This is a genomic window from Pseudomonas alcaligenes (assembly GCF_014490745.1).
GTDB classification, from domain to species: domain Bacteria; phylum Pseudomonadota; class Gammaproteobacteria; order Pseudomonadales; family Pseudomonadaceae; genus Aquipseudomonas; species Aquipseudomonas alcaligenes_C.
Map to the genome: position 1 here is coordinate 3,065,819 of NZ_LZEU01000001.1, position 18,532 is coordinate 3,084,350.

At 65.1% G+C, this 18,532-nt stretch carries 14 protein-coding genes; 8 read left to right on the forward strand and 6 right to left on the reverse strand.

Going from position 1 to position 18,532, the window contains the following annotated elements:
• Positions 1-43 precede the first annotated feature (43 nt).
• Entirely contained in the window at positions 44-1,249 is a 1,206-nt protein-coding gene (locus A9179_RS13870; RefSeq protein WP_187806795.1) for an acetyl-CoA C-acetyltransferase, read from the reverse strand.
• Between the two features lie 600 nt (positions 1,250-1,849).
• Between A9179_RS13870 and A9179_RS13875 the strand changes: the two genes are divergently transcribed.
• From A9179_RS13875 to A9179_RS13895, 5 genes are all read left to right on the forward strand, one after another.
• Positions 1,850-2,653, forward strand: a complete 804-nt coding sequence (locus A9179_RS13875) for a c-type cytochrome (RefSeq protein WP_187806797.1) — start codon at positions 1,850-1,852, stop codon at positions 2,651-2,653.
• A gap of 37 nt (positions 2,654-2,690) precedes the next feature.
• Positions 2,691-2,918 (forward strand): hypothetical protein, encoded by a 228-nt coding sequence (locus tag A9179_RS13880; RefSeq protein WP_187806799.1) that lies wholly within the window; start codon positions 2,691-2,693, stop codon positions 2,916-2,918.
• 569 nt (positions 2,919-3,487) lie between these two features.
• Positions 3,488-4,135 (forward strand): glutathione S-transferase family protein, encoded by a 648-nt coding sequence (locus tag A9179_RS13885; RefSeq protein WP_187806802.1) that lies wholly within the window; start codon positions 3,488-3,490, stop codon positions 4,133-4,135.
• The gene (locus A9179_RS13890) at positions 4,136-4,444 is read left to right on the forward strand and encodes an NIPSNAP family protein (RefSeq protein ID WP_187806804.1); all 309 of its coding nucleotides are present in this window, start codon (positions 4,136-4,138) and stop codon (positions 4,442-4,444) included. It begins immediately after the preceding gene.
• A gap of 568 nt (positions 4,445-5,012) precedes the next feature.
• On the forward strand, positions 5,013-5,741 hold the full coding sequence (locus tag A9179_RS13895) for a hypothetical protein (protein WP_187806807.1): 729 nt from the start codon (positions 5,013-5,015) through the stop codon (positions 5,739-5,741).
• A gap of 428 nt (positions 5,742-6,169) precedes the next feature.
• Here A9179_RS13895 and A9179_RS13900 read toward each other — a convergent pair whose 3' ends face one another.
• The 5 genes from A9179_RS13900 to A9179_RS13920 form a co-directional block, all read right to left on the reverse strand.
• A complete protein-coding gene (locus A9179_RS13900) occupies positions 6,170-6,970 on the reverse strand; it encodes a transglutaminase family protein (RefSeq protein WP_187806810.1) in 801 nt (266 codons plus the stop codon).
• Positions 6,967-7,917: an alpha-E domain-containing protein gene (locus A9179_RS13905; RefSeq protein WP_187806812.1), complete on the reverse strand. Its 951-nt coding sequence runs from the start codon at positions 7,915-7,917 to the stop codon at positions 6,967-6,969. Before A9179_RS13905 ends, A9179_RS13900 begins: the two co-directional genes overlap by 4 nt.
• Before the next feature lie 11 nt (positions 7,918-7,928).
• The gene (locus tag A9179_RS13910) at positions 7,929-9,338 is read right to left on the reverse strand and encodes a circularly permuted type 2 ATP-grasp protein (protein WP_187806815.1); all 1,410 of its coding nucleotides are present in this window, start codon (positions 9,336-9,338) and stop codon (positions 7,929-7,931) included.
• A 553-nt stretch (positions 9,339-9,891) separates the two neighbouring features.
• On the reverse strand, positions 9,892-10,617 hold the full coding sequence (locus A9179_RS13915) for a type 1 glutamine amidotransferase (RefSeq protein WP_187806818.1): 726 nt from the start codon (positions 10,615-10,617) through the stop codon (positions 9,892-9,894).
• 131 nt (positions 10,618-10,748) lie between these two features.
• Positions 10,749-15,611 carry an NAD-glutamate dehydrogenase gene (locus A9179_RS13920; RefSeq protein ID WP_187806819.1) on the reverse strand — a complete coding sequence of 1,621 codons (4,863 nt, stop codon included), beginning with the start codon at positions 15,609-15,611 and terminating at the stop codon, positions 10,749-10,751.
• Positions 15,612-15,875: 264 nt separating this feature from the next.
• On the opposite strand from A9179_RS13920, the gene A9179_RS13925 reads away from it, so the two are divergent.
• The 3 genes from A9179_RS13925 to A9179_RS13935 all read left to right on the forward strand — a co-directional run bounded on the left by A9179_RS13925 (position 15,876) and on the right by A9179_RS13935 (position 18,513).
• Positions 15,876-16,814: a DUF1353 domain-containing protein gene (locus A9179_RS13925; RefSeq protein ID WP_187806820.1), complete on the forward strand. Its 939-nt coding sequence runs from the start codon at positions 15,876-15,878 to the stop codon at positions 16,812-16,814.
• Complete coding sequence (locus A9179_RS13930; protein ID WP_187806821.1) at positions 16,702-17,409, forward strand: pYEATS domain-containing protein; 708 nt, start codon at positions 16,702-16,704, stop codon at positions 17,407-17,409. The genes A9179_RS13925 and A9179_RS13930 overlap by 113 nt, the downstream gene beginning before the upstream one ends.
• A gap of 144 nt (positions 17,410-17,553) precedes the next feature.
• The gene (locus A9179_RS13935) at positions 17,554-18,513 is read left to right on the forward strand and encodes an AAA family ATPase (RefSeq protein ID WP_187806822.1); all 960 of its coding nucleotides are present in this window, start codon (positions 17,554-17,556) and stop codon (positions 18,511-18,513) included.
• The last annotated feature ends 19 nt before the right edge of the window (positions 18,514-18,532 follow it).

Here is an 18,532-nt window from a genome sequence, read left to right on the forward strand (position 1 = left end):
GGTGCACGGTTCGCGAGCAGAGCTCGCTCCTACAACAGCCCAGTCAAATACGTTCGATGATGGTGGCGATACCCATGCCGCCGCCGACACACAGCGTGGCCAGGCCGTAGCGCAGCTCGCGCTTTTCCAGCTCGTCGAGCAGGGTGCCGAGGATGGCGCAGCCGGTGGCGCCCAGCGGGTGGCCCATGGCGATGGAGCCGCCGTTGACGTTGACCTTGTCCTCGCTCACGCCCATGTCCTTCATGAACTTCATCACCACCGAAGCGAAGGCTTCGTTGACCTCGAACAGGTCGATGTCTTCCACCGAGAGCCCGGCCTTGGCCAGGGCCTTGCGAGTGGCCGGCGCCGGGCCGGTTAGCATGATGGTCGGGTCGGTACTGGTCACCGCGGTGGCGACGATGCGCGCACGCGGCTTGAGGCCCAGCTCCTTGCCCTTGGCCGGGCTGCCGATCAGCATCAGCGCCGCACCGTCGACGATGCCCGAGCTGTTGCCCGGGGTATGCACGTGCTCGATGCGCTCGACGTGGCTGTACACGCGCAGGGCGGTGGAGTCGAAGCCCATCTGGCCCATCATCTCGAAGCTCGGCTTGAGCTTGCCCAAGCCCTCGAGCGTGCTGTCACCGCGGATAAATTCGTCATGATCGAGAATGACGATGCCATTCTGGTCGGTCACCGGAATCAGCGATTTGCTGAACGAACCATCGGCGCTGGCGCGTGCGGCCTTCTGCTGCGAGCGCAGGGCGAAGCTGTCGACGTCATTGCGGCTGAAGCCTTCCAGGGTGGCGATGAGGTCGGCGCCGATGCCCTGCGGCACGAAGCTGGTGTGGATGTTGGTTTCCGGATCCATCACCCAGGCGCCGCCGTCGGAGCCCATCGGCACGCGCGACATGGACTCCACGCCGCCGACCACCACCAGATCCTCGAAGCCGGAGCGCACTTTCATCGCGCCCATGTTCACCGCCTCCAGGCCCGAGGCGCAGAAACGGTTGAGCTGCACGCCGGAGACGCTGACGTCCCAGTCCGCAACCATCGGCGCGGTCTTGGCGATGTCGGCGCCCTGGTCGCCCACCGGGGTCACGCAGCCAAGCACGATATCGTCGACCTGACGGGTATCCAGGCTGTTGCGCTCCTGCAGCGCCCGCAGCAGGCCGGCCACCAGGTTGACTGGCTTGACGCTGTGCAGCGCGCCGTCCTTCTTGCCCTTGCCGCGCGGCGTGCGCACGGCATCGAAAATATATGCTTCGGTCATGACGTCCTCGGTACATGGCAGCGGCGGATGCCGGGTCGCCTAACCTTACTGCCACGCGGGCGGGACTCAATGACCGATGCGCTCAGGGCCATTGACCGTTCGGCTCAGACGAATGGTCGACTTGCTCCCATCGCCTGCCCTACAGGCCGCGGCGCGTCTGGCTCAAGGCACGCGACTCGGGAAAAGCCCCGAGCCAATAACTACGCGATTCTGCCGATGCCGCTATAGAAGCGAAGTTGTCTAAGCTGATTGTGACGACGCCCCTAGGATTAACCGTGCAAGGTGCCGCCGCCGGGTTCTGCCGGGGCGGCTTTTTTGTCCGCGCCACGGTGCAAGGCTCGTCCTGCGACGCAACTGCAGGCCACTGGCCAAAACACCAACAAGAACAAAGGCAGTAGCATCATGTTCAAACAAGCCAAGTACCGGCAGGCGAGCCTCATCGTCCTGGCCACCACCATTATCCTGATCCTGCCCAACGTGACTCGTCTGGTCGGCTGATCGCTCTTTCCCCGCCGTGGCCCGATGCCGTAGCGCTCGGGCCACGGAACAACCCTCTTCTCTGTGCTAGCGTGTCGATTCGTCCATTACGAGACCGTCGCCATGCGTCTACTGCTGTGCCTGAGCCTTATCCTCCTGCCCCTGGCCAGCCAGGCCGCCGAGCTGAAACTGCAACTGCCCCAGGGCAACCGCAGCTGGAGCAGCGAGCAGTTGCTCGCCCATCACCAGGCGCAAAGCATCGAGATCAAGGCCGACGTGGCCTACAAGCGCGACATGCACTACCGCGCCGTACCGCTGGCCGCCCTGCTCGACGGCGTGCAACCCGGCGACCACCTGCAGGCCGTGGCCCTGGACGGCTTCGCCGCCGAACTGCCCGCCGCCCCGCTGCTGGCCAGCCAGGGCGCCCGCGCCTGGCTGGCGGTGGAGGATCCGGCCCAGCCCTGGCCGCCACTGGCCACGGGCAAACCCAGCGCCGGCCCCTTCTACCTGGTCTGGCAACACCCGGAAGCCGCCGAGATCGGCCCGGAACAGTGGCCGTTCCAGGTTTCCACCTTGCGCCTGCTGGCGCCGGTGGCCGAACGCTTCCCTGCCCTGCTACCAGCTGCCGATGCCGGCGCGGAAGTGCAGGCGGGGTTTGCGGTGTTCCAGAAGAACTGCCTGGCTTGCCATCGCCTGAATGGCGCGGGGGATTCGCACTTCGGGCCTGATCTGAATATTCCGCATAACCCGACCGAGTATTTCAGTGGGGACTTTTTGCGCCAGTACATTCGTGATCCGCAGAGCCTGCGGAAGTGGCCACAGGGGCGGATGCCGGGGTTTAGCAAGGAGGTTTTGAGTGATAGGGAGTTGGGGGAGTTGGTTGGCTACTTGGGGCATATGGCTGGACGGAAAGGCAGCCACGAGTAGCACTCCTGCTGAGCATGAGAAAGCTAAGGAAGCAGTTATGCGCTATGTATCAGGAGAATATGTAGAACTTAGGGACTGCGTCATGCTGGAGCATGGCCGTACGGAGGGGGTTGTACAGACCATCATTGAAGCCCCGGAACAAATGGCCGAATGGGGGGTAGATGAACCCGGGCTCTTACTAGAGTCTGAGCAGTTCGGTCTGGTGTTCTGGCCCGAGTCAGAGCCCTACGACCCGGTAATTTTTGTTTCGCGGCAATCAACCTGAATTTCAGCCCTTTCGCTACAGTACGAAACGCTCTACTCAACTGGCCTTTCGCTTTTCGCCCCTACGGCGAGTCACTTTCTCTTGCGTGCCCAAGAGAAAGTAACCAAAGAGAAGGGCACCCCGGCATCCGGGTTTCGCTGCGCGAAACTTCCCTCCCTCCGGCGCTGCTCCGGGGGCCGGCTTACAAGGGCCATCCATGGCCCTTTAAGCCTCTCGCCGCATCCATGCGGCTCGTCCCCCTGCGCAACACCTGCGCTCGGCCTCCTGACGGGGACTCGAGCTCCGAGCTGCCTGATAGCTTTTGCATGCCGTTGTAGAGCGGGTGGAGCCCGTGCGTGCTGGTCACGGAACCATCAGACAAATCACCGTCGTTCCCGCGCAGGCGGGAACCCAGGTGAGGGCCGCACTGGATTATTCCCCTTCGGGCCAGCGCAAGCGCTGTTCAGCGATAAAGCTGCTGTCCCGCCTATGCGGGAATGACGAGGAACCATCAGGTGCTCGGTGCAAGACTACAACTGGTATACAAGTCGCTCGCCCCCGCCGCCTACCTCGCCAAGAGGAGATCCCTGATGACTATCACCATTACCGCCTTTGAACGCTCACCTGACGGCGGCAAAGGGCTGGCGCGGGATACGCGCGTGCGCTGGGCGCTTGAGGAGGTGGGTCAGCCTTATGAGGTTCGTCTGGTTTCGTTCCAGGCAATGAAGGAGCCAGCGCATCTGACGCTTCACCCTTTCGGCCAGATTCCGACTTATGAGGAAGGCGAGCTTGCTCTGTTCGAAACCGGGGCGATCGTGTTCCATATCGCCGAACGCCATGCGGGCCTGCTGCCGGACGAGGCCAATGCCCGGGCACGGGCGATCACCTGGATATTTGCCGCGCTCAACACGGTGGAGCCGCCGATCCTTGAGCTCGCTAACGCCAAGCTGCTGGAGAGCGACAAGCCTTGGAGCAAGGAACGCCTGCCAGTGGTCGCGGATCGCGTTCGCGCCAGGCTGGATCAGCTTTCCCGGCGCCTGGATGATGCCGACTGGCTCGATGGAGGGTTCAGCGCAGGTGACCTGATGATGGTCTCGGTGCTGCTCCGTCTGAAACCATCAGGCATTCTCGACGAGTACCCGAGTCTGGCCGCCTACGTAGCACGTGGCGAAGCACGGCCCGCCTACAAGCGGGCTTTCGCCGCTCAACTGGCGGTCAATACCAACAAGGAGAACTAAGTGGTTACCTGCTACCTCAGATATGTCCTCAACCCGCAGAAGCTCAAAGAATTCGAGCACTACGGCAAGCTCTGGATTCGGCTGGTCGAGAAATTCGGCGGCAAACACCACGGCTATTTCCTGCCATCGGAAGGCGCCAACAACATCGGCCTCGCCATGTTCACCTTCCCCAGCCTGGCCGAGTACGAACAGTATCGAAACAAGTCCATGGCCGACCCTGAATGCATTGCCGCGTTCAAGTATGCAGAGGACACCCAATGCATCATCAGCTATGAGCGCTCCTTCTTCCGGCCGGTATTCACGGCCTGATGGTCACGTAGAGAACGGGAAGGATCAGGAAAAGAAACACGAAACCTCCAGGCAACGCCAAACGCCCCTTCAGGAGGGTGAACGGAATCGTCGTGTAAGGGGTTGAGCGGCATGGATGCCGCGAGAGGCGTGATGGGCCAGGGATGGCCCTTCACGCCGGCCCCCTGGAGCGGCGATGGAGCGAACGAACCCGGAGCGAAGCGCAGGGCTGGATGGCGGGGCAAGCCCTTTTGGTTCCTTTTGGGGCGACTGCCAAAAGGAACCCGCCCAGCAGGGCGGAACAGAAGCCTCCCCCAGCACGCAAACCAGCAGCGGCACGAATACCCCAGCAATGCAGTCCACCCAGAAACAGCCCGTAACACAGGGCCTGCAGCAACGCGGAACCGCCACTCCGGCATGATCTCAAAGTGACATCTACGGCCTTGTGCGTCCCCTCCCCCATGCGCATCCGAGAGTCGCGGCTTCAGTACGCAACCTCACCTCCCGTTTCACTCCCTCCACACGCTCCCAGTGCTGACACCCCCTTACTTTTGCCTTCGCCAGGCAACAACGAGGTCACGGACACGCGATGAACATCCCCGGATGTTTTGCTTCAGGAACGCTCAAAGCACTTGTCGCCATCACCACACTCATCGCCTGCCTGCTGCAGACAGGCTGCTCTACCGCCTATAGGGCCGAAGGTACGCTGACCACCAGCGACAACCAGAGGCTGCAGCTTTCCACGGAAGATCCGACTCAGTTTCTGCAACCCGGTGCGACCAGCATCGACTTCATTCCCGAACCGCTGATCTTCCCCTTCCTGATCCTGAGAAACCCTCGGGCCGAGTTCAAAACCTCGCTGTCGCGCAGCAACTACGGCTACAACGGCTTTGCCATCGATCACGAGGAGAGCGAGCTGCTCTACGACATCGCCGGGCAGTGGCGGCAAGTCGTTCTGAGCATCTATCAGGAGCCCGGCCGCCAATCCTGCACGGGCAGCGGCTATTGCGAGAAGGCCGCCACCATAGTGTCCTGCCCCCGGCATGGGGATCGCCTGTACACCGACAGCTACTCCCTGAGCGACGACGAAGAGGATGCCGGCTGCATCAGCAGACAGGGCTATGTCAGCGATTACTACTACGACTGCCCTGGCACCCAGCCGGTGAGTAAAACGATGAAGCGCTTCAAGTACGACGTGGAGCTGCACTTTACCGAGCCAGGAGCAGCAACCAGGGAGCGCGCGAGCTTTATCGGGGAAACCCGTCCGTCGGTTCGCGTCATCAACTCGGTGCCGACAGGTTCCTGCGATACCGAATGATTGATGGCTTCTACGCAGGGAGTCAGCCGAGCGACGAGGAAGAGACACCGAGCTATCAGGCAACTCCAAGCGCCCCCTTCAGAAGGCCGAACGGAGTTATCGCGCCAGGGGTTGAGCGGCATGGATGCCGCGAGAGCGACGATGGGCCAGGGATGGCCCTTCGGCGCGGGCCCCAGGAGCGATGATGAAGGGAGGGAACCGCGCCGCAGGCGGGGCCGGATGTCGGGGGCAAGCGTTTTTGGTTACTTTTTCCGCGACTGGAAAAAGTGCCCCGCCCAGCAGGGCGGAACCAATACCTCAGCCAGTGCGGCAATGAGCATCGGCACGAAAAGTCTGCAGGCAGCGGAGTATCAGGGACACACCCTCACCCCTGCCCCTCTCCCGGCGGGAGAGGGGTTAAGAGAGAAGCGCGCTCCACGCGCCACACCTCACTGCTGCTGTTGAGTCTGCATCAACGCCGCCACATTGACCCGCGCATGCATCTGCTCACCGCCACCGCCCCGACGCATGCCGCGTACCGGGCAGGCATCCAGGTAGTCGAGGCCGACCGCCAGTTTGAGGTGACGCTCGGGCTTGGCCAGTTCGTTGGTCACATCGAAGCTGTACCAGGCATCGCCCAGCCAGGCCTCGGCCCAGGCGTGGCTGGCCAGGTGACCACTGTCCTCGGTGTACAGGTAGCCGGACACATAGCGCGCCGGTACGCCCAGGCTGCGGGTGCAGGCCAGGAAGGCGTGGGTGTGATCCTGGCAGACTCCGGCACGCCCGGCGAAGGCCTCGGCGGCCGTGCTGTCGACCTGGGTCGCGCCCGGCGTATAAGGCATCTGCACATGCAGCTCGTGCATCAGGCCGACCAGGCCATCGCGGTCGCAGCGCCCGCCGCTGCTGCTCTGGGCGAAGTCGCGCAGGGCGTCGTCGGGCTGGGTCAGGCGGGTGAAGCGCAGGTACGGCAGGGCCGAACGGCTGTCGCGCTCGGACTCGCAGTGCTCGTCGATTTCCACCTGGCCACGGGCGCCGATCACCAGCGCTTCGTGCGGCTCGTCGAGGGTCAGCACATGCAGGATGTTGCCGTAGGGGTCGCGCTGGGCGCGCACCGGCCGCGGCAGGTCGAGCTGCCAGCTGATCACCCGCTGGCGCGCACTCTCCTGCGGGGTCAGGCGCAGGTACTGGATGCTCGCGCGCACTTGGTCGTCGTAGTTGTAGGTGGTGTCATGGCGGATCGAGAGTCTCATACGACCTCCAGATAGGACGTGTGAATGGAGCTGCCCAACTGCCGGACGAGCAGGATGAAATCGGTGAGCCAGGTATGCAGGCCTTCGTCGAGCACCTCGTCGATGCTGGTGTAGCGCAGGCGTGCGTCCAGCTCGGCGGCCAGGCGCTGGGCCGGACGGCCGTTGTCGCCGGGCAGGCCGGCGAGCATCAGGTTGAGTTCTTCCATGCAGGCGCGCAGGGAGCGCGGCACTTCGGGACGCAGCAACAACAGCTCGGCGATCTTGTGGGTACGCGGCGAGCCGCGGTAGATCTCGGTAAAGGCCTCGAAGGAGGACAGTGCGCGCAGCAGTGCACTCCACTGGTAGTAGCCGCGGGCCGAGGTGTCGCTGACCGCCTCGGCTTCCTCGCCGAGCATTTCGTAGCGCGCATCAAGCAGGCGCAGGGTGTTGTCGGCGCGCTCGATGAAGGTGCCGAGGCGGATGAAGCGGTAGGCCTCGCCACGCATGATGGTGCCGAAGGTGGCACCGCGGAACAGGTGCGAGCGCTCCTTGACCCACTCGCAGAAGCGGCTGATGCCGTAGCGCCCGAGGCCCTCGGCGGCGATGCCGCGCATCTCCAGCCAGGTGGCGTTGATGTTCTCCCACATGTCCGCAGTGATCCGCCCGCGCACGGCATGGGCGTTGCTGCGCGCGCCCTGCAGGCAGCAGTAGATGCTCGCCGGGTTGTCCGCATCGAGGGCGAAGAAGTGCAGCATGCGCTCGGCGTGCAGCAGGCCGTGGCGCTCCAGGTAGTCGTCCATGGTGCCGGTGATCAGCAGCGGCATGGCCAGTTCTTCCAGGCCATCGCCGCGGCCGTCCTGCGGCATCAGCGACAGCGAATAGCTGACGTCGAGCATGCGTGCGAGGTTCTCGGCACGCTCCAGGTAGCGCGACATCCAGTACAGATCGGAGGCAGTTCTCGAAAGCATGGCGATATTCCTTAGTCCTCGACCACCCAGGTGTCCTTGGTGCCGCCGCCCTGGGACGAGTTGACCACCAGCGAGCCCTCGCGCAGTGCCACGCGGGTCAGGCCGCCGGGCACCAGACGGGTCTCGCGGCCAGACAGCACGAACGGGCGCAGGTCGATATGGCGCGGGGCGATGCCACTCTCGACGAAGGTCGGGCAGGTCGACAGGCTCAGGGTGGGCTGGGCGATATAGGCCTCCGGGCGCGCCTTGAGACGGGCGCGGAAGCTCTCGATCTCGGCGGCGGTGGCGGCCGGGCCGACCAGCATGCCGTAGCCGCCGGAGCCCTGGGTTTCCTTGACCACCAGTTCGGGCAGGTGGGCCAGCACGTGGGACAGCTCCTCGGGCTTGCGGCACTGCCAGGTGGGCACGTTCTTCAGGATCGGTTCCTCGTCCAGGTAGAAGCGGATCATGTCGGTGACATAGGGGTAGATCGACTTGTCATCCGCCACCCCGGTGCCCACGGCGTTGGCCAGCACCACGTTGCCGCTGCGGTAGGCCGCCAGCAGGCCGGGCACGCCGAGCATGGAATCCGGGTTGAAGGCCAGCGGGTCGAGGAAGGCGTCGTCCAGGCGGCGGTAGATCACGTCCACCGGCTGCGGGCCGGAGGTGGTGCGCATGAACACCCGGTCGTCACGCACGAACAGGTCGGCGCCCTCGACCAGCTCCACGCCCATCTCGCGGGCGAGGAAGGCATGCTCGAAGTAGGCGCTGTTGAAGCGCCCGGGGGTGAGCACCACCACCGCCGGGTTGTCCAGCGGGCTGGAGCTTTTCAGGGTGTCGAGCAGCAGGCTCGGGTAATGGTCGATCGGCGCCACCCGCTGCATGGCGAACAGCTCGGGGAACAGGCGCATCATCATCTTGCGGTCTTCCAGCATGTAGCTGACGCCGCTCGGGGTACGCAGGTTGTCTTCCAGCACGTAGAAGCTGCCGTCGCCGTCGCGCACCAGGTCGACGCCGGCGATATGCGCGTAGATGTCGCGGTGCAGGTCGAGCCCCTGCATGGCCAGCTGGTAGCCCTCGTTGGCCAGCACCTGCTCGGCCGGAATGATGCCGGCCTTGAGGATGCGCTGGTCGTGATAGAGGTCGGCGAGGAACATGTTCAGCGCCTTGACCCGCTGGATGCAGCCGGCCTCGACGATGCGCCACTCGCTGGCGGGGATGCTGCGCGGGATGGTGTCGAAGGGGATCAGGCGCTCAGTGCCCTGCTCGTCCCCGTAGAGGGTGAAGGTGATACCGGCGCGGTGGAACAGCAGGTCGGCTTCGCGGCGGCGCTGGGCCTGCAACTCAGCCGGGGTATCCGCCAGCCAGCGGGCGAATTCCCGGTAGTGCGGGCGGACTGCGCCGCTCGCGTCGTACATCTCGTCATAAAAGGTGCGGGACATGCCGTACTCCTTGTCACCCGGACAAGGGAGTCATCGCAAGGGCCGTGCCACGAAATTTTATTGTTTAATTTCAATAGCTTGACATTTTCCAACCGACACAGCGCACCAGTTCGGGGCGATTTTCCCAGCACCAGAATGGATCACGCCCCAGGCCGTGGCAGTTCGCCTATGGCCGGCATAGGCCATTTCGATTTCACCGCACCCACGGCGCAGGGCAGACTGCACGGCATCCCAGTGGCGGCTGCATCAGGCCCGCCATTGCGGCGGAGCTGCGTGCCCCTTCGCGCCGCTCCCCTGTGTCGGCCGCTCCATTCGGGGCGGCCTTTTTTATGCGCAAACCCGCGCCGATGGCGACGGCCTGTCGCTGTAGGCTGCGCCGTGCGCAGCAATCAGCAACGCGCCGAAGTCAGTGCGCATAGCGCCCCCTACGCAGGGCAGCGGAGCCCACGGCAACAATGGACGAACAGCTGTAGGGCGGGTGCAACCCGCGCAGACAGACACGCGGGTTTCACCCGCCCTACCGGGAGTAACCGTATTCAGGCAGCACGGCCGGCTAGACCGCCTGGGCCACCGCCCGCTCGCCAAAGGCCAGATTCAGCCAGTGGCGGTAGAAGCCCTCGGCTACCTTGTTCAGCGACTCGATCCGCTCCGGCAGGTCGGTGAGCATCTGCCGCAGCCCCTGCTGACTGGCCTGGGTCTCGTCGAGCAGATGCGCCCAGTCCTGCAGCCACCAGCGCACCAGGCCCTCGGTGACTTCCGGATGGCCCTGCAGGGCCAGCACCTTGTCGCCCCAGGCAAAAGCCTGGTTCGGACACCAGGGGCTGGACAGCAGCCACTCGGCGCCGGGCGGCAGGTCGAAGGTATCGCTGTGCCACTGGTAGACAGGGAACTCGCGCGGCAGGTGCGCCAGCCAGGGGCTGCCGACATCGCGCCGCACCAGCGGCTGCCAGCCCACTTCGGTGTAGGGCATGCGATGCACCGCGGCGCCCAGCGCGCGGGCGATCAGCTGACCACCCAGGCAATGGCCGATAACGGGAATGTCGCGGTGGATGAAGTGCTGCAGCGCGGCGATTTCTGCCCCGATCCAGGGCAGGTCGTCGTTGACGCTCATCGGCCCGCCCATCACCGCCACCGCGCGGGGACGATCCAGGTCGTAGCCGTCCAGCTCACCAAGGTCGGTGCGCAGCACTTGGTAATCCAGTTGATGGGCCTCCAGCACTGATGCCAGATGGCCCGGAGCACAATAATCGACGTGAGTTAGAATTAGAATGTCGGTCATGACTACCCTCCGGTGTGCGCAGTCAAAGGCAAAGCGCGTGCCGAAGCAAGCACCCTCCCCCGATTTCAGCGAACTTTTATCCGGAACCCCTGCGCCACGTCGTGCAACGGCGCAGGGGCATCATGGCGACTTCAGGGAATCCGTACGCCCTGTTGGTCGCTCTGCGCCAGATCCATCAGTTCCCGGTTGGCCACGGCATACATGGCGTAGTCGGTACCACTGGCAGCGCGCAGCTCGGCCAGCATGGCCAGCCAACGCTGCACCAGCACCTTGTGCTGCTCCAGCCAGACACTCACCCGTTGTTCGATATCTGCCGGGCCGTCGGCCATCTGCAGCACGGCTATGGTGATGGCGCGCTGCTGGCCGTCCAGGTCGTCGCGGAACGCCTCGCGGGCCAGGGCCTGCCAGTTGTTCTCCACGGCCAGGCCGGTGAGCTGCTGCAGGTACCAGGACAGCTCCAGCGCCCCGCCCACGGCGAAGTAGGCCGCCGCCACGTCGGTAGCCGGCTGACCAGTGACATCGGCGGCCTCGATGATCGGCAGCAGGGTGTACAGGTGACTGGTGCCGGCCACCACGCGGGCCAGCTCTTCCGGCGTACCGGCCTCGACGAAGCTCTGGTAGCGCGCCAGCCACTGCTCACGTGCCGGGCCTTCGAGCAGTTCGTCCAGGCGCCCGGCCAGCTCGGCCACCCGCGGGGCGAAGTGGCTGACGTCGCGAGCGGCGTCGAGGTCTTCGCGGCGGCTGCGCAGGAACCAGCGGGTGGCCCGGCGCCCCAGGCGCATCAGCTCGTCCATCAATTGCAGCTGCAGCTCGGCCGGCACCTTGTAGTCCAGCGCCTCGATCTGCTTCCACCAGTGCGGCAGACGGAACACGTCACGCACGATGACATAGGCGCCGGCGACATTGGCCGCGCTCATGCCGGTGGACTCCTTGAGGCGCTGCACGAAGGTGATGCCCATGTGGTTGACCAGGTCGTTGGCGATCTGGGTGCTGACGATCTCGCGTTTCAGGCGGTGACGGCGCATGGCCTCGCCGAACTTCTTGCTCAGCTGCGCCGGGAAGGCGGTTTCCATCTCGCGGGCCAGGTAATCGTCGTCCGGCACCAGGGATTTCAGCAGCGCCTCCTTGAGGTCGATCTTGCTGTAGGAGATCAGCACCGACAGCTCCGGCCGGGTCAGGCCGCGGCCGCTGGCGGCGCGCTCGTTGAGTTCGTCGTCGGTGGGCAGGAACTCCAGGGCGCGATCCAGCTTGCCGGCCGCCTCCAGTGCCGCCATCAGGCGCTTGTACTCGGCCAGACGCTCGCGGGCGCGGCGCTCGGCCAGGGACAGGGCCTGGGTCTGCTTGTAGTTGTTGCCCAGCACCAGCGCACCGACCGCGTCGGTCATCTCGGCCAGCAGCTTGTTGCGCTGCTTGCCGGTCATGTCACCGGCGGCGACGATCTCGCCGAGCAGGATCTTGATGTTCACCTCGTGGTCGGAGCAGTCCACGCCGCCAGCGTTGTCGATAAAGTCGGTGTTGCTGGCGCCGCCATTGAGACCGTACTCCACGCGCCCCAACTGGGTCATGCCGAGGTTACCGCCCTCGCCCACCACCTTGGCGCGCAGTTCACAGCCGTTGACCCGCAGGCCGTCGTTGGCCTTGTCGCCGACGTCGGCATGGCTCTCCTTGCTCGACTTCACGTAAGTGCCGATACCACCGTTCCACAGCAGGTCAACCGGCGCCTTGAGCAGCGCGTTGAGCAGCTCGGTGGGCGCCAGCTTGTCGGCGCTGATATCGAAGCGCGCCTTCATCTGCGGGGTGATGGCGATGCTCTTGGCGCTGCGCAGGAAGATGCCGCCACCTTCGGAGATCAGCGAGGCGTCGTAGTCGGCCCAGGACGAGCGCGGCAGGGCGAACATGCGCTGGCGCTCGGCGAAGCTCTTGGCCGCATCCGGGTTGGGGTCGATGAAGATGTGCATGTGGTTGAAGGCGGCGACCATCTGCAGCTTGTCCGACAGCAGCAAGCCGTTGCCGAACACGTCGCCGGCCATGTCGCCGATGCCGATCACCGTGGTCAGATCCTTCTGCACGTCGATGCCGCGCTCGCGGAAGTGGCGCTGCACCGAGACCCAGCCGCCCTTGGCGGTGATGCCCATGCCTTTGTGGTCGTAGCCCGCCGAGCCGCCGGAGGCGAAGGCATCGCCGAGCCAGAAGCCGTAGTCGATGGCAATGCCGTTGGCGATGTCGGAGAAGGTCGCGGTGCCCTTGTCCGCCGCCACCACCAGGTAGGGATCATCCGGGTCGTGGCGTACCACGTTCTCCGGCGGCACCACCTTGCCCTCCTTGAGGTTGTCGGTGATGTCCAGCAGGCCGCTGATGAAGATGCGATAGCAGGCAATGCCCTCGGCCTGAATTTCGTCACGCGAGCCGCCGACCGGCAGCCGACGCGGGATGAAGCCGCCCTTGGCGCCCATCGGCACGATCACCGCGTTCTTCACCTGCTGCGCCTTGACCAGGCCCAGCACCTCGGTACGGAAATCCTCTTCGCGATCCGACCAGCGCAGGCCGCCGCGCGCCACGTCGCCGAAGCGCAGGTGCACGCCTTCGACCCGCGGGCAGTAGACGAAAATCTCGAACTTCGGCACCGGCCGCGGAATCTCCGGAATCAGCCGCGGGCTGAGCTTGAAGCTGAAGTAGTGCTTGGGCTGGCCGTCGGCACCGTTCTGGAAGAAGTTGGTGCGCAGGGTGGCCTTGATCAGATCCAGGTAGCGCCGCAGGATGCGGTCCTCGTTGAGCACCGCGACATTGTCCAGGGCAGCGAGAATGGCCTGCTCCAGCTTCTGCTGCTTGTCTTCCAGATCCTCGGCACTGAGCTTGCGCGCCAGGTAGAAACGGGTGCGGAACAGGCGCACCAGTTCCTTGGCAATATCGGCGTGGTTGACCAGGGTGCTGGCGATGTAGCCGAGGTCGAAGCCCAGGCGGATCTGCTTGAGGTAGCGCGCATAGGCACGCAGCAGCGCCACATCGCGCCAGGGCATCGAGGCGGTCAGCACCAGGCGGTTGAAGCCATCGTTCTCGGCGGCGCCGGCAACGATCTGCACGAAGGCGTCCTGCAGGGTGTCGTTGAGCTGCTGGATATCGATTTCCAGCCCTTCGGCGGCAGTGAAGGCGAAGTCGTGAATCCAGAACTCGCGGCCATCGGCACGGCGCAGCTTGTAGGGGAACTCGCCGAGCACGCGCAGGCCGAGGTTCTCCAGAATCGGCAGGACGTCCGACAGCGGCAGCGGCGTGTCGGCGTGGTACAGCTTGCAGTGCAGCTCCTGCTCGCCCTGGGCCAGCGGCTGGTAGAAGCTCATCACCAGCTGGCGCTCGTCGGAGAGGCTGAGCAGGTGCTGCATGTCGACCACCGCCGAGTGCGGGGCAAAACGTTCGGTATAGCCGGCCGGGAAGCCTTTCGGGAAGTCGGCCAGCACCTGGGTGCCCTGGGCCTCGCCGAAGCTTTCCACCACCAGGCTGGCGTAGTCGTCCTTCCACGAACGGCAGGCCTGGATGACTTCCTTCTCGATGCGCGCCGGGTCGATCTGCACGCGGTTCTTCGGGTCGACCTTGAGGATGAACTGCACCCGCGCCAGCACCGACTCGGAGAAGTAGGTCCAGAACTCGCAGTCGCTGGCCTGCAGGCGCTCCATGAGGATCTGCTGGATCTTCACCCGGGTCTCGGTGGAGTACACGTCGCGCGGCACGTAGGCCAGGCAGTAGGCGAAACGGCCATAGGGGTCATGGCGCAAGAACAGGCGCAGCTTGTTGCGCTCCTGGATCTGCACGATGGCGATGGCGGTGCTGAACAGCTCGTCCACCGGAGTCTGGAACAGGTCGTCGCGCGGCAGCACTTCGAGCACCTGCTCCAGTTCCTTGCCCAGGTGGGCCTTGCGGTCGAAACCGGAGCGCTCGGCGATCTCCGCCACCTTGCGGCGGATATAGGGAATGCGGTTGACGCTCTCGGCATACACCGAGGAGGTGTACAGGCCCATGAAGCGGCATTCCCGGATCACCTTGCCCTTGCCATCCAGCTCGCGGATGGAAACGAAATCCGGGTAGGCCGGGCGATGCACGCGGCTCGGCGTGGCAGCCTTGGCGAACGACAGCAGACGCGGCTCGCGCAGGTAGTCGAGGGCCTCCTGCTCGATATGCAGCTCGTCCTTCTTCAGCCCGCTGCGCAGGCGCTTGGACAAGCCGAGCAGCGAGGCCTCGTCATACACCAGGTGGCCGCCCTGCTTCTCCTCGACCACGCTGAATTCCTCGTAGCCGAGGAAGGTGAAGTGGTTGTCCAGCAGCCAGGCGAGGAACGCCTTGACCTCCGCCAGCTCGGCGCCATCGACCTTGGCCTTGCCCTTGTCCAGGCTGGCCAGCAGCGCTTCGGCGCGGGCCTTCATCGGCTGGAAGTCGGCCACCGCCAGGCGCACTTCCTCCAGCACTTCCAGCAGGGCCTTCTCCAGAGTGCGCAGCTCGCCGACATTGGCGCAGCGGTCGATCTCCAGGTACATCAGCGCTTCCTGCTGCACCTCCTTGCCGCTGCTGCCCTTGGCCAGCAGTTCCTGCAGCTCACCGCTTTTCTTGCGCTTCACGCTGAACACGCTGTTCTGCAGGGTGTGGATGCTGTAGCCGCGACGGTTCAGCTCCATGCGCACCGAGTCGACCAGAAATGGCAGGTCGGCGTGCAGCACTTCCACCGCAGTATGGGTGGACTGCCAGCCGTGCTTCTCGTAGTCCGGGTTGTACACCCGTACCAGCGGCTTGGCCGCATCGAAGCGTTCGAGCAGGCGCCAGGACGACAGGGTGCAGCCGGCCAGGTCGCCAAGGCGGCGCTGGGTCAGTTCATCGAGGGCAACGATGCCGAAGAATTGTTCGGCGAACAGCGCTACTTGTGGCAGGACTTTGTCGCTGACGTGCTGCGCCAGGGCCGCTTGCAGTTGGTGCTGGAAGTCGGCCTTGCTGGCTGCGGTGAAGAACGCCATGGTGATGCTCCACTGGACTTGTTGTTCGAGGAGGCGTCGCGCACGGCTGCCGGGGCAGCACCGCTGCAAATCCGCCATCCCAGCAGTCTAGGCGAAGGATGGAACCGAGCAGGCGCACGACGACCAATAGGTCACGCGCAGCTTAGCGACAGCCCGTGACGGCACGCTTGCAGCCCTGCGACATATTCGTTCATCGCCATGCAACCGCCTCGCTGCTAAGGTGCGCGTCATCGCAGCCCGGTATTGCTGTCCGGTAGGGAAACCATGCAGTTCAATCCACTCCAGCGCCCCCTCGTCATCCACTTCGGCAACCTGCTGGTCAGCGCCCTTGGCCTGCTTCTGCTGGGCCTGGCCGCCTGGCTACGCCCGGCGCTGATCGCCCCGCTGCTGTGGATTGCCATCCCGGTGTACCTCGGCGTACTGCTGCCGCGCTGGCTCGGTCGCGGCGAGCGCGTGCGCCGCGCCGCCGCTGCGCGCCAGGCCGATCAGGAAAAATGGGGCTTCGGCTGCCGCGAGCATGCCGGCCCCTGGCTCAACTTCATCGACCGCCCGCTGCTGCGCCACTGCCCGCAATTTGCCGGGCGCTACTTCTATGGCGAGTGGCTGCTGATCCATGACGGCCTGCTGATCATCAACCCCGGCCAGGCCGAGGTGGATCTGCCAGCCAGGCAGGTGCGCTACGACTTCCAGCGCCCGACCACCTACGCCTGGGACGGCTGCACGCCGAAGGTGCCGTTCTACTGGCTGGCGATCATCGGCATCCCCGACTGGTGGGAGAAGCGCCACCACGTGCTGCGCCTGGAAGGCGACCTGCTGTACCAGCAGGAGGTGTTCTGGCCCCTGGCCCACCCTGCCAGCCTGGTGCACGACGCGCTGTACCAGTACCTCAATGTCGCACCGGTGGCCAAGCACGAGGCCGACCTGCTGTTCTTCCACATGCTGCGCGAGGCCGGCATGGTCTGGCCGCTGGCTTTCGCCTACTACCTGGCGGTACGCCTGTTCGGCGCAACCGACGTGCGCCACGGCCGGCCGGCGAACACTGAGCTAGAGTGCCTGACACCCCTCCCGCAGCTCATAGGAACGCCTTCCCATGGACAGGGCCCGCAAGCACGACCTCATCGGCCTCAGCCTGATGGCGCTGGCCGCCCTCTGCGCCCTCGGCGCCCTGGCACGCATCCTGTTCAGCCAGGCCGAGATTCTTGAGCGCATCGACCAGACCACCCTGCTCTACCTGGGCTGCGCCGGCGCCCTGCTGCTGCTCCGCGAGGCCAAGAGCTTTTCCCTGGGCGACCTCAAGGTCGAATTCGAACGGATCAAGGAAATCGCCGAGCAGGCCCGGCAGACCGCCGAAGTGGCCGAGGACGCCGCCCGCTATGGCCTGACGGCACCTGCTCCGGTGCACGAAGAGCTGGGCGTGGACGGCACGGAGATCGCCCCTGGCGAGGTGTCCAACGATCCCTGGAAGGGCCAGTTCGGCGGTCTGGCCGAAGCCGGCGGCCTGCGCCTGAGCGCCCGGGTCGAGCCTTTCGCCGGCTCCACCGAGTGGTTCCTGATCCACCTGCAACTGCGCGCCGCCTCACCCCGCCAGACCCTGCGCGGCCCGGTACGCTTCTACCTGCACCCGACCTTCGCCCGCAGCCAGCTGACCATCGACACTCCGCCCGAGGGCGTGATCGAACTGCGCCTGAAAGCCTGGGGTGCCTTCACCGTCGGCGTCCTGGTGCTGGAGGAAAACACCCGCCTGGAGCTGGATCTGGCTGAACTTGCCGACGCGCCCGCGGTCTTCAAGAGCCGCTAGGTTCTGCATGGCCCAGCACGCAAGTGCGCAGCGCCACCCAGTCCGTGCATGCAGCGTTAGTCCGCCGGCAGCCAATGCATTAAAGTAAGCGCCCCGATCGGGTGTGTTCGGCTCCCCGTCAGTCCCTTTCCAGGAAGTCTTTCGATGGAACATCGTGAAGCGCTGCTCGCGCTGCGCCAATTTCTCGCTACCCAGATTCTCGGCCAGGAAAAGCTCATCGAGCGCCTGCTGATCGCTCTGCTCGCCGACGGCCACCTGCTGGTGGAAGGCGCCCCCGGCCTGGCCAAGACCAAGGCGATCAAGGAACTGGCCGAGGGCATCGAAGCCGAATTCCACCGCATCCAGTTCACCCCCGACCTGCTGCCCGCCGATATCACCGGCACCGAGATCTACCGTCCGGAAACCGGCAGCTTCGTGTTCCAGCAGGGGCCGATCTTCCACAACCTGGTGCTGGCCGACGAGATCAACCGCGCCCCGGCCAAGGTGCAGTCGGCCCTGCTCGAAGCCATGGCCGAGCGCCAGGTGTCGATCGGCCGCAGCACCTATAACCTGTCGCCGCTGTTCCTGGTGATGGCCACGCAGAACCCCATCGAGCAGGAAGGCACCTACCCGCTGCCCGAAGCCCAGCTCGACCGCTTCCTGATGCACGTGAAGATCGGTTTCCCCGACGCCAGCGTGGAACGCAAGATCCTCGCCCAGGCGCGCGGCGATGCGCTCAATGGCGAAGACAAGCCGGAGCGCCGCGTGACCCAGCAGGCGATCTTCGCCGCGCGCAAGGAAATCCTCGGCCTGTACATGGCCGATGCGGTGGAGGAATACCTGGTGCAGCTGGTGATGGCCACGCGCACCCCGGCCAAGTACGACGCCGAGATGGCCGAGTGGATCGCCTACGGCGCCAGCCCGCGCGGCTCCATCGCCCTCGACCGCTGCGCCCGTGCGCATGCCTGGCTGGCCGGGCGCGACTTCGTCAGCCCGGAAGACATCCAGGCAGTGCTGTTCGACGTGCTGCGCCACCGCATCATCCTGTCGTTCGAGGCGGAAGCCGCCGGCATCGACCAGGATCGGGTGATCCAGCGCATCCTCGACACGGTGGCGGTGGCCTGAGCCGCCGTCCGACGAGCCC

Excerpts from the sequence above, each read along its gene's own strand:
- A9179_RS13905 (WP_187806812.1), bottom strand. The coding sequence starts at position 7,917 with ATGCTTTCGAGAACTGCCTCCGATCTGTACTGGATGTCGCGCTACCTG.
- A9179_RS13925 (WP_187806820.1), top strand. The coding sequence starts at position 15,876 with ATGCAGTTCAATCCACTCCAGCGCCCCCTCGTCATCCACTTCGGCAAC.
- A9179_RS13895 (WP_187806807.1), top strand. The coding sequence starts at position 5,013 with ATGAACATCCCCGGATGTTTTGCTTCAGGAACGCTCAAAGCACTTGTC.
- A9179_RS13910 (WP_187806815.1), bottom strand. The coding sequence starts at position 9,338 with ATGTCCCGCACCTTTTATGACGAGATGTACGACGCGAGCGGCGCAGTC.
- A9179_RS13870 (WP_187806795.1), bottom strand. The coding sequence starts at position 1,249 with ATGACCGAAGCATATATTTTCGATGCCGTGCGCACGCCGCGCGGCAAG.
- A9179_RS13885 (WP_187806802.1), top strand. The coding sequence starts at position 3,488 with ATGACTATCACCATTACCGCCTTTGAACGCTCACCTGACGGCGGCAAA.
- A9179_RS13875 (WP_187806797.1), top strand. The coding sequence starts at position 1,850 with ATGCGTCTACTGCTGTGCCTGAGCCTTATCCTCCTGCCCCTGGCCAGC.
- A9179_RS13900 (WP_187806810.1), bottom strand. The coding sequence starts at position 6,970 with ATGAGACTCTCGATCCGCCATGACACCACCTACAACTACGACGACCAA.
- A9179_RS13915 (WP_187806818.1), bottom strand. The coding sequence starts at position 10,617 with ATGACCGACATTCTAATTCTAACTCACGTCGATTATTGTGCTCCGGGC.
- A9179_RS13930 (WP_187806821.1), top strand. The coding sequence starts at position 16,702 with ATGGACAGGGCCCGCAAGCACGACCTCATCGGCCTCAGCCTGATGGCG.
- A9179_RS13920 (WP_187806819.1), bottom strand. The coding sequence starts at position 15,611 with ATGGCGTTCTTCACCGCAGCCAGCAAGGCCGACTTCCAGCACCAACTG.
- A9179_RS13880 (WP_187806799.1), top strand. The coding sequence starts at position 2,691 with ATGCGCTATGTATCAGGAGAATATGTAGAACTTAGGGACTGCGTCATG.
- A9179_RS13935 (WP_187806822.1), top strand. The coding sequence starts at position 17,554 with ATGGAACATCGTGAAGCGCTGCTCGCGCTGCGCCAATTTCTCGCTACC.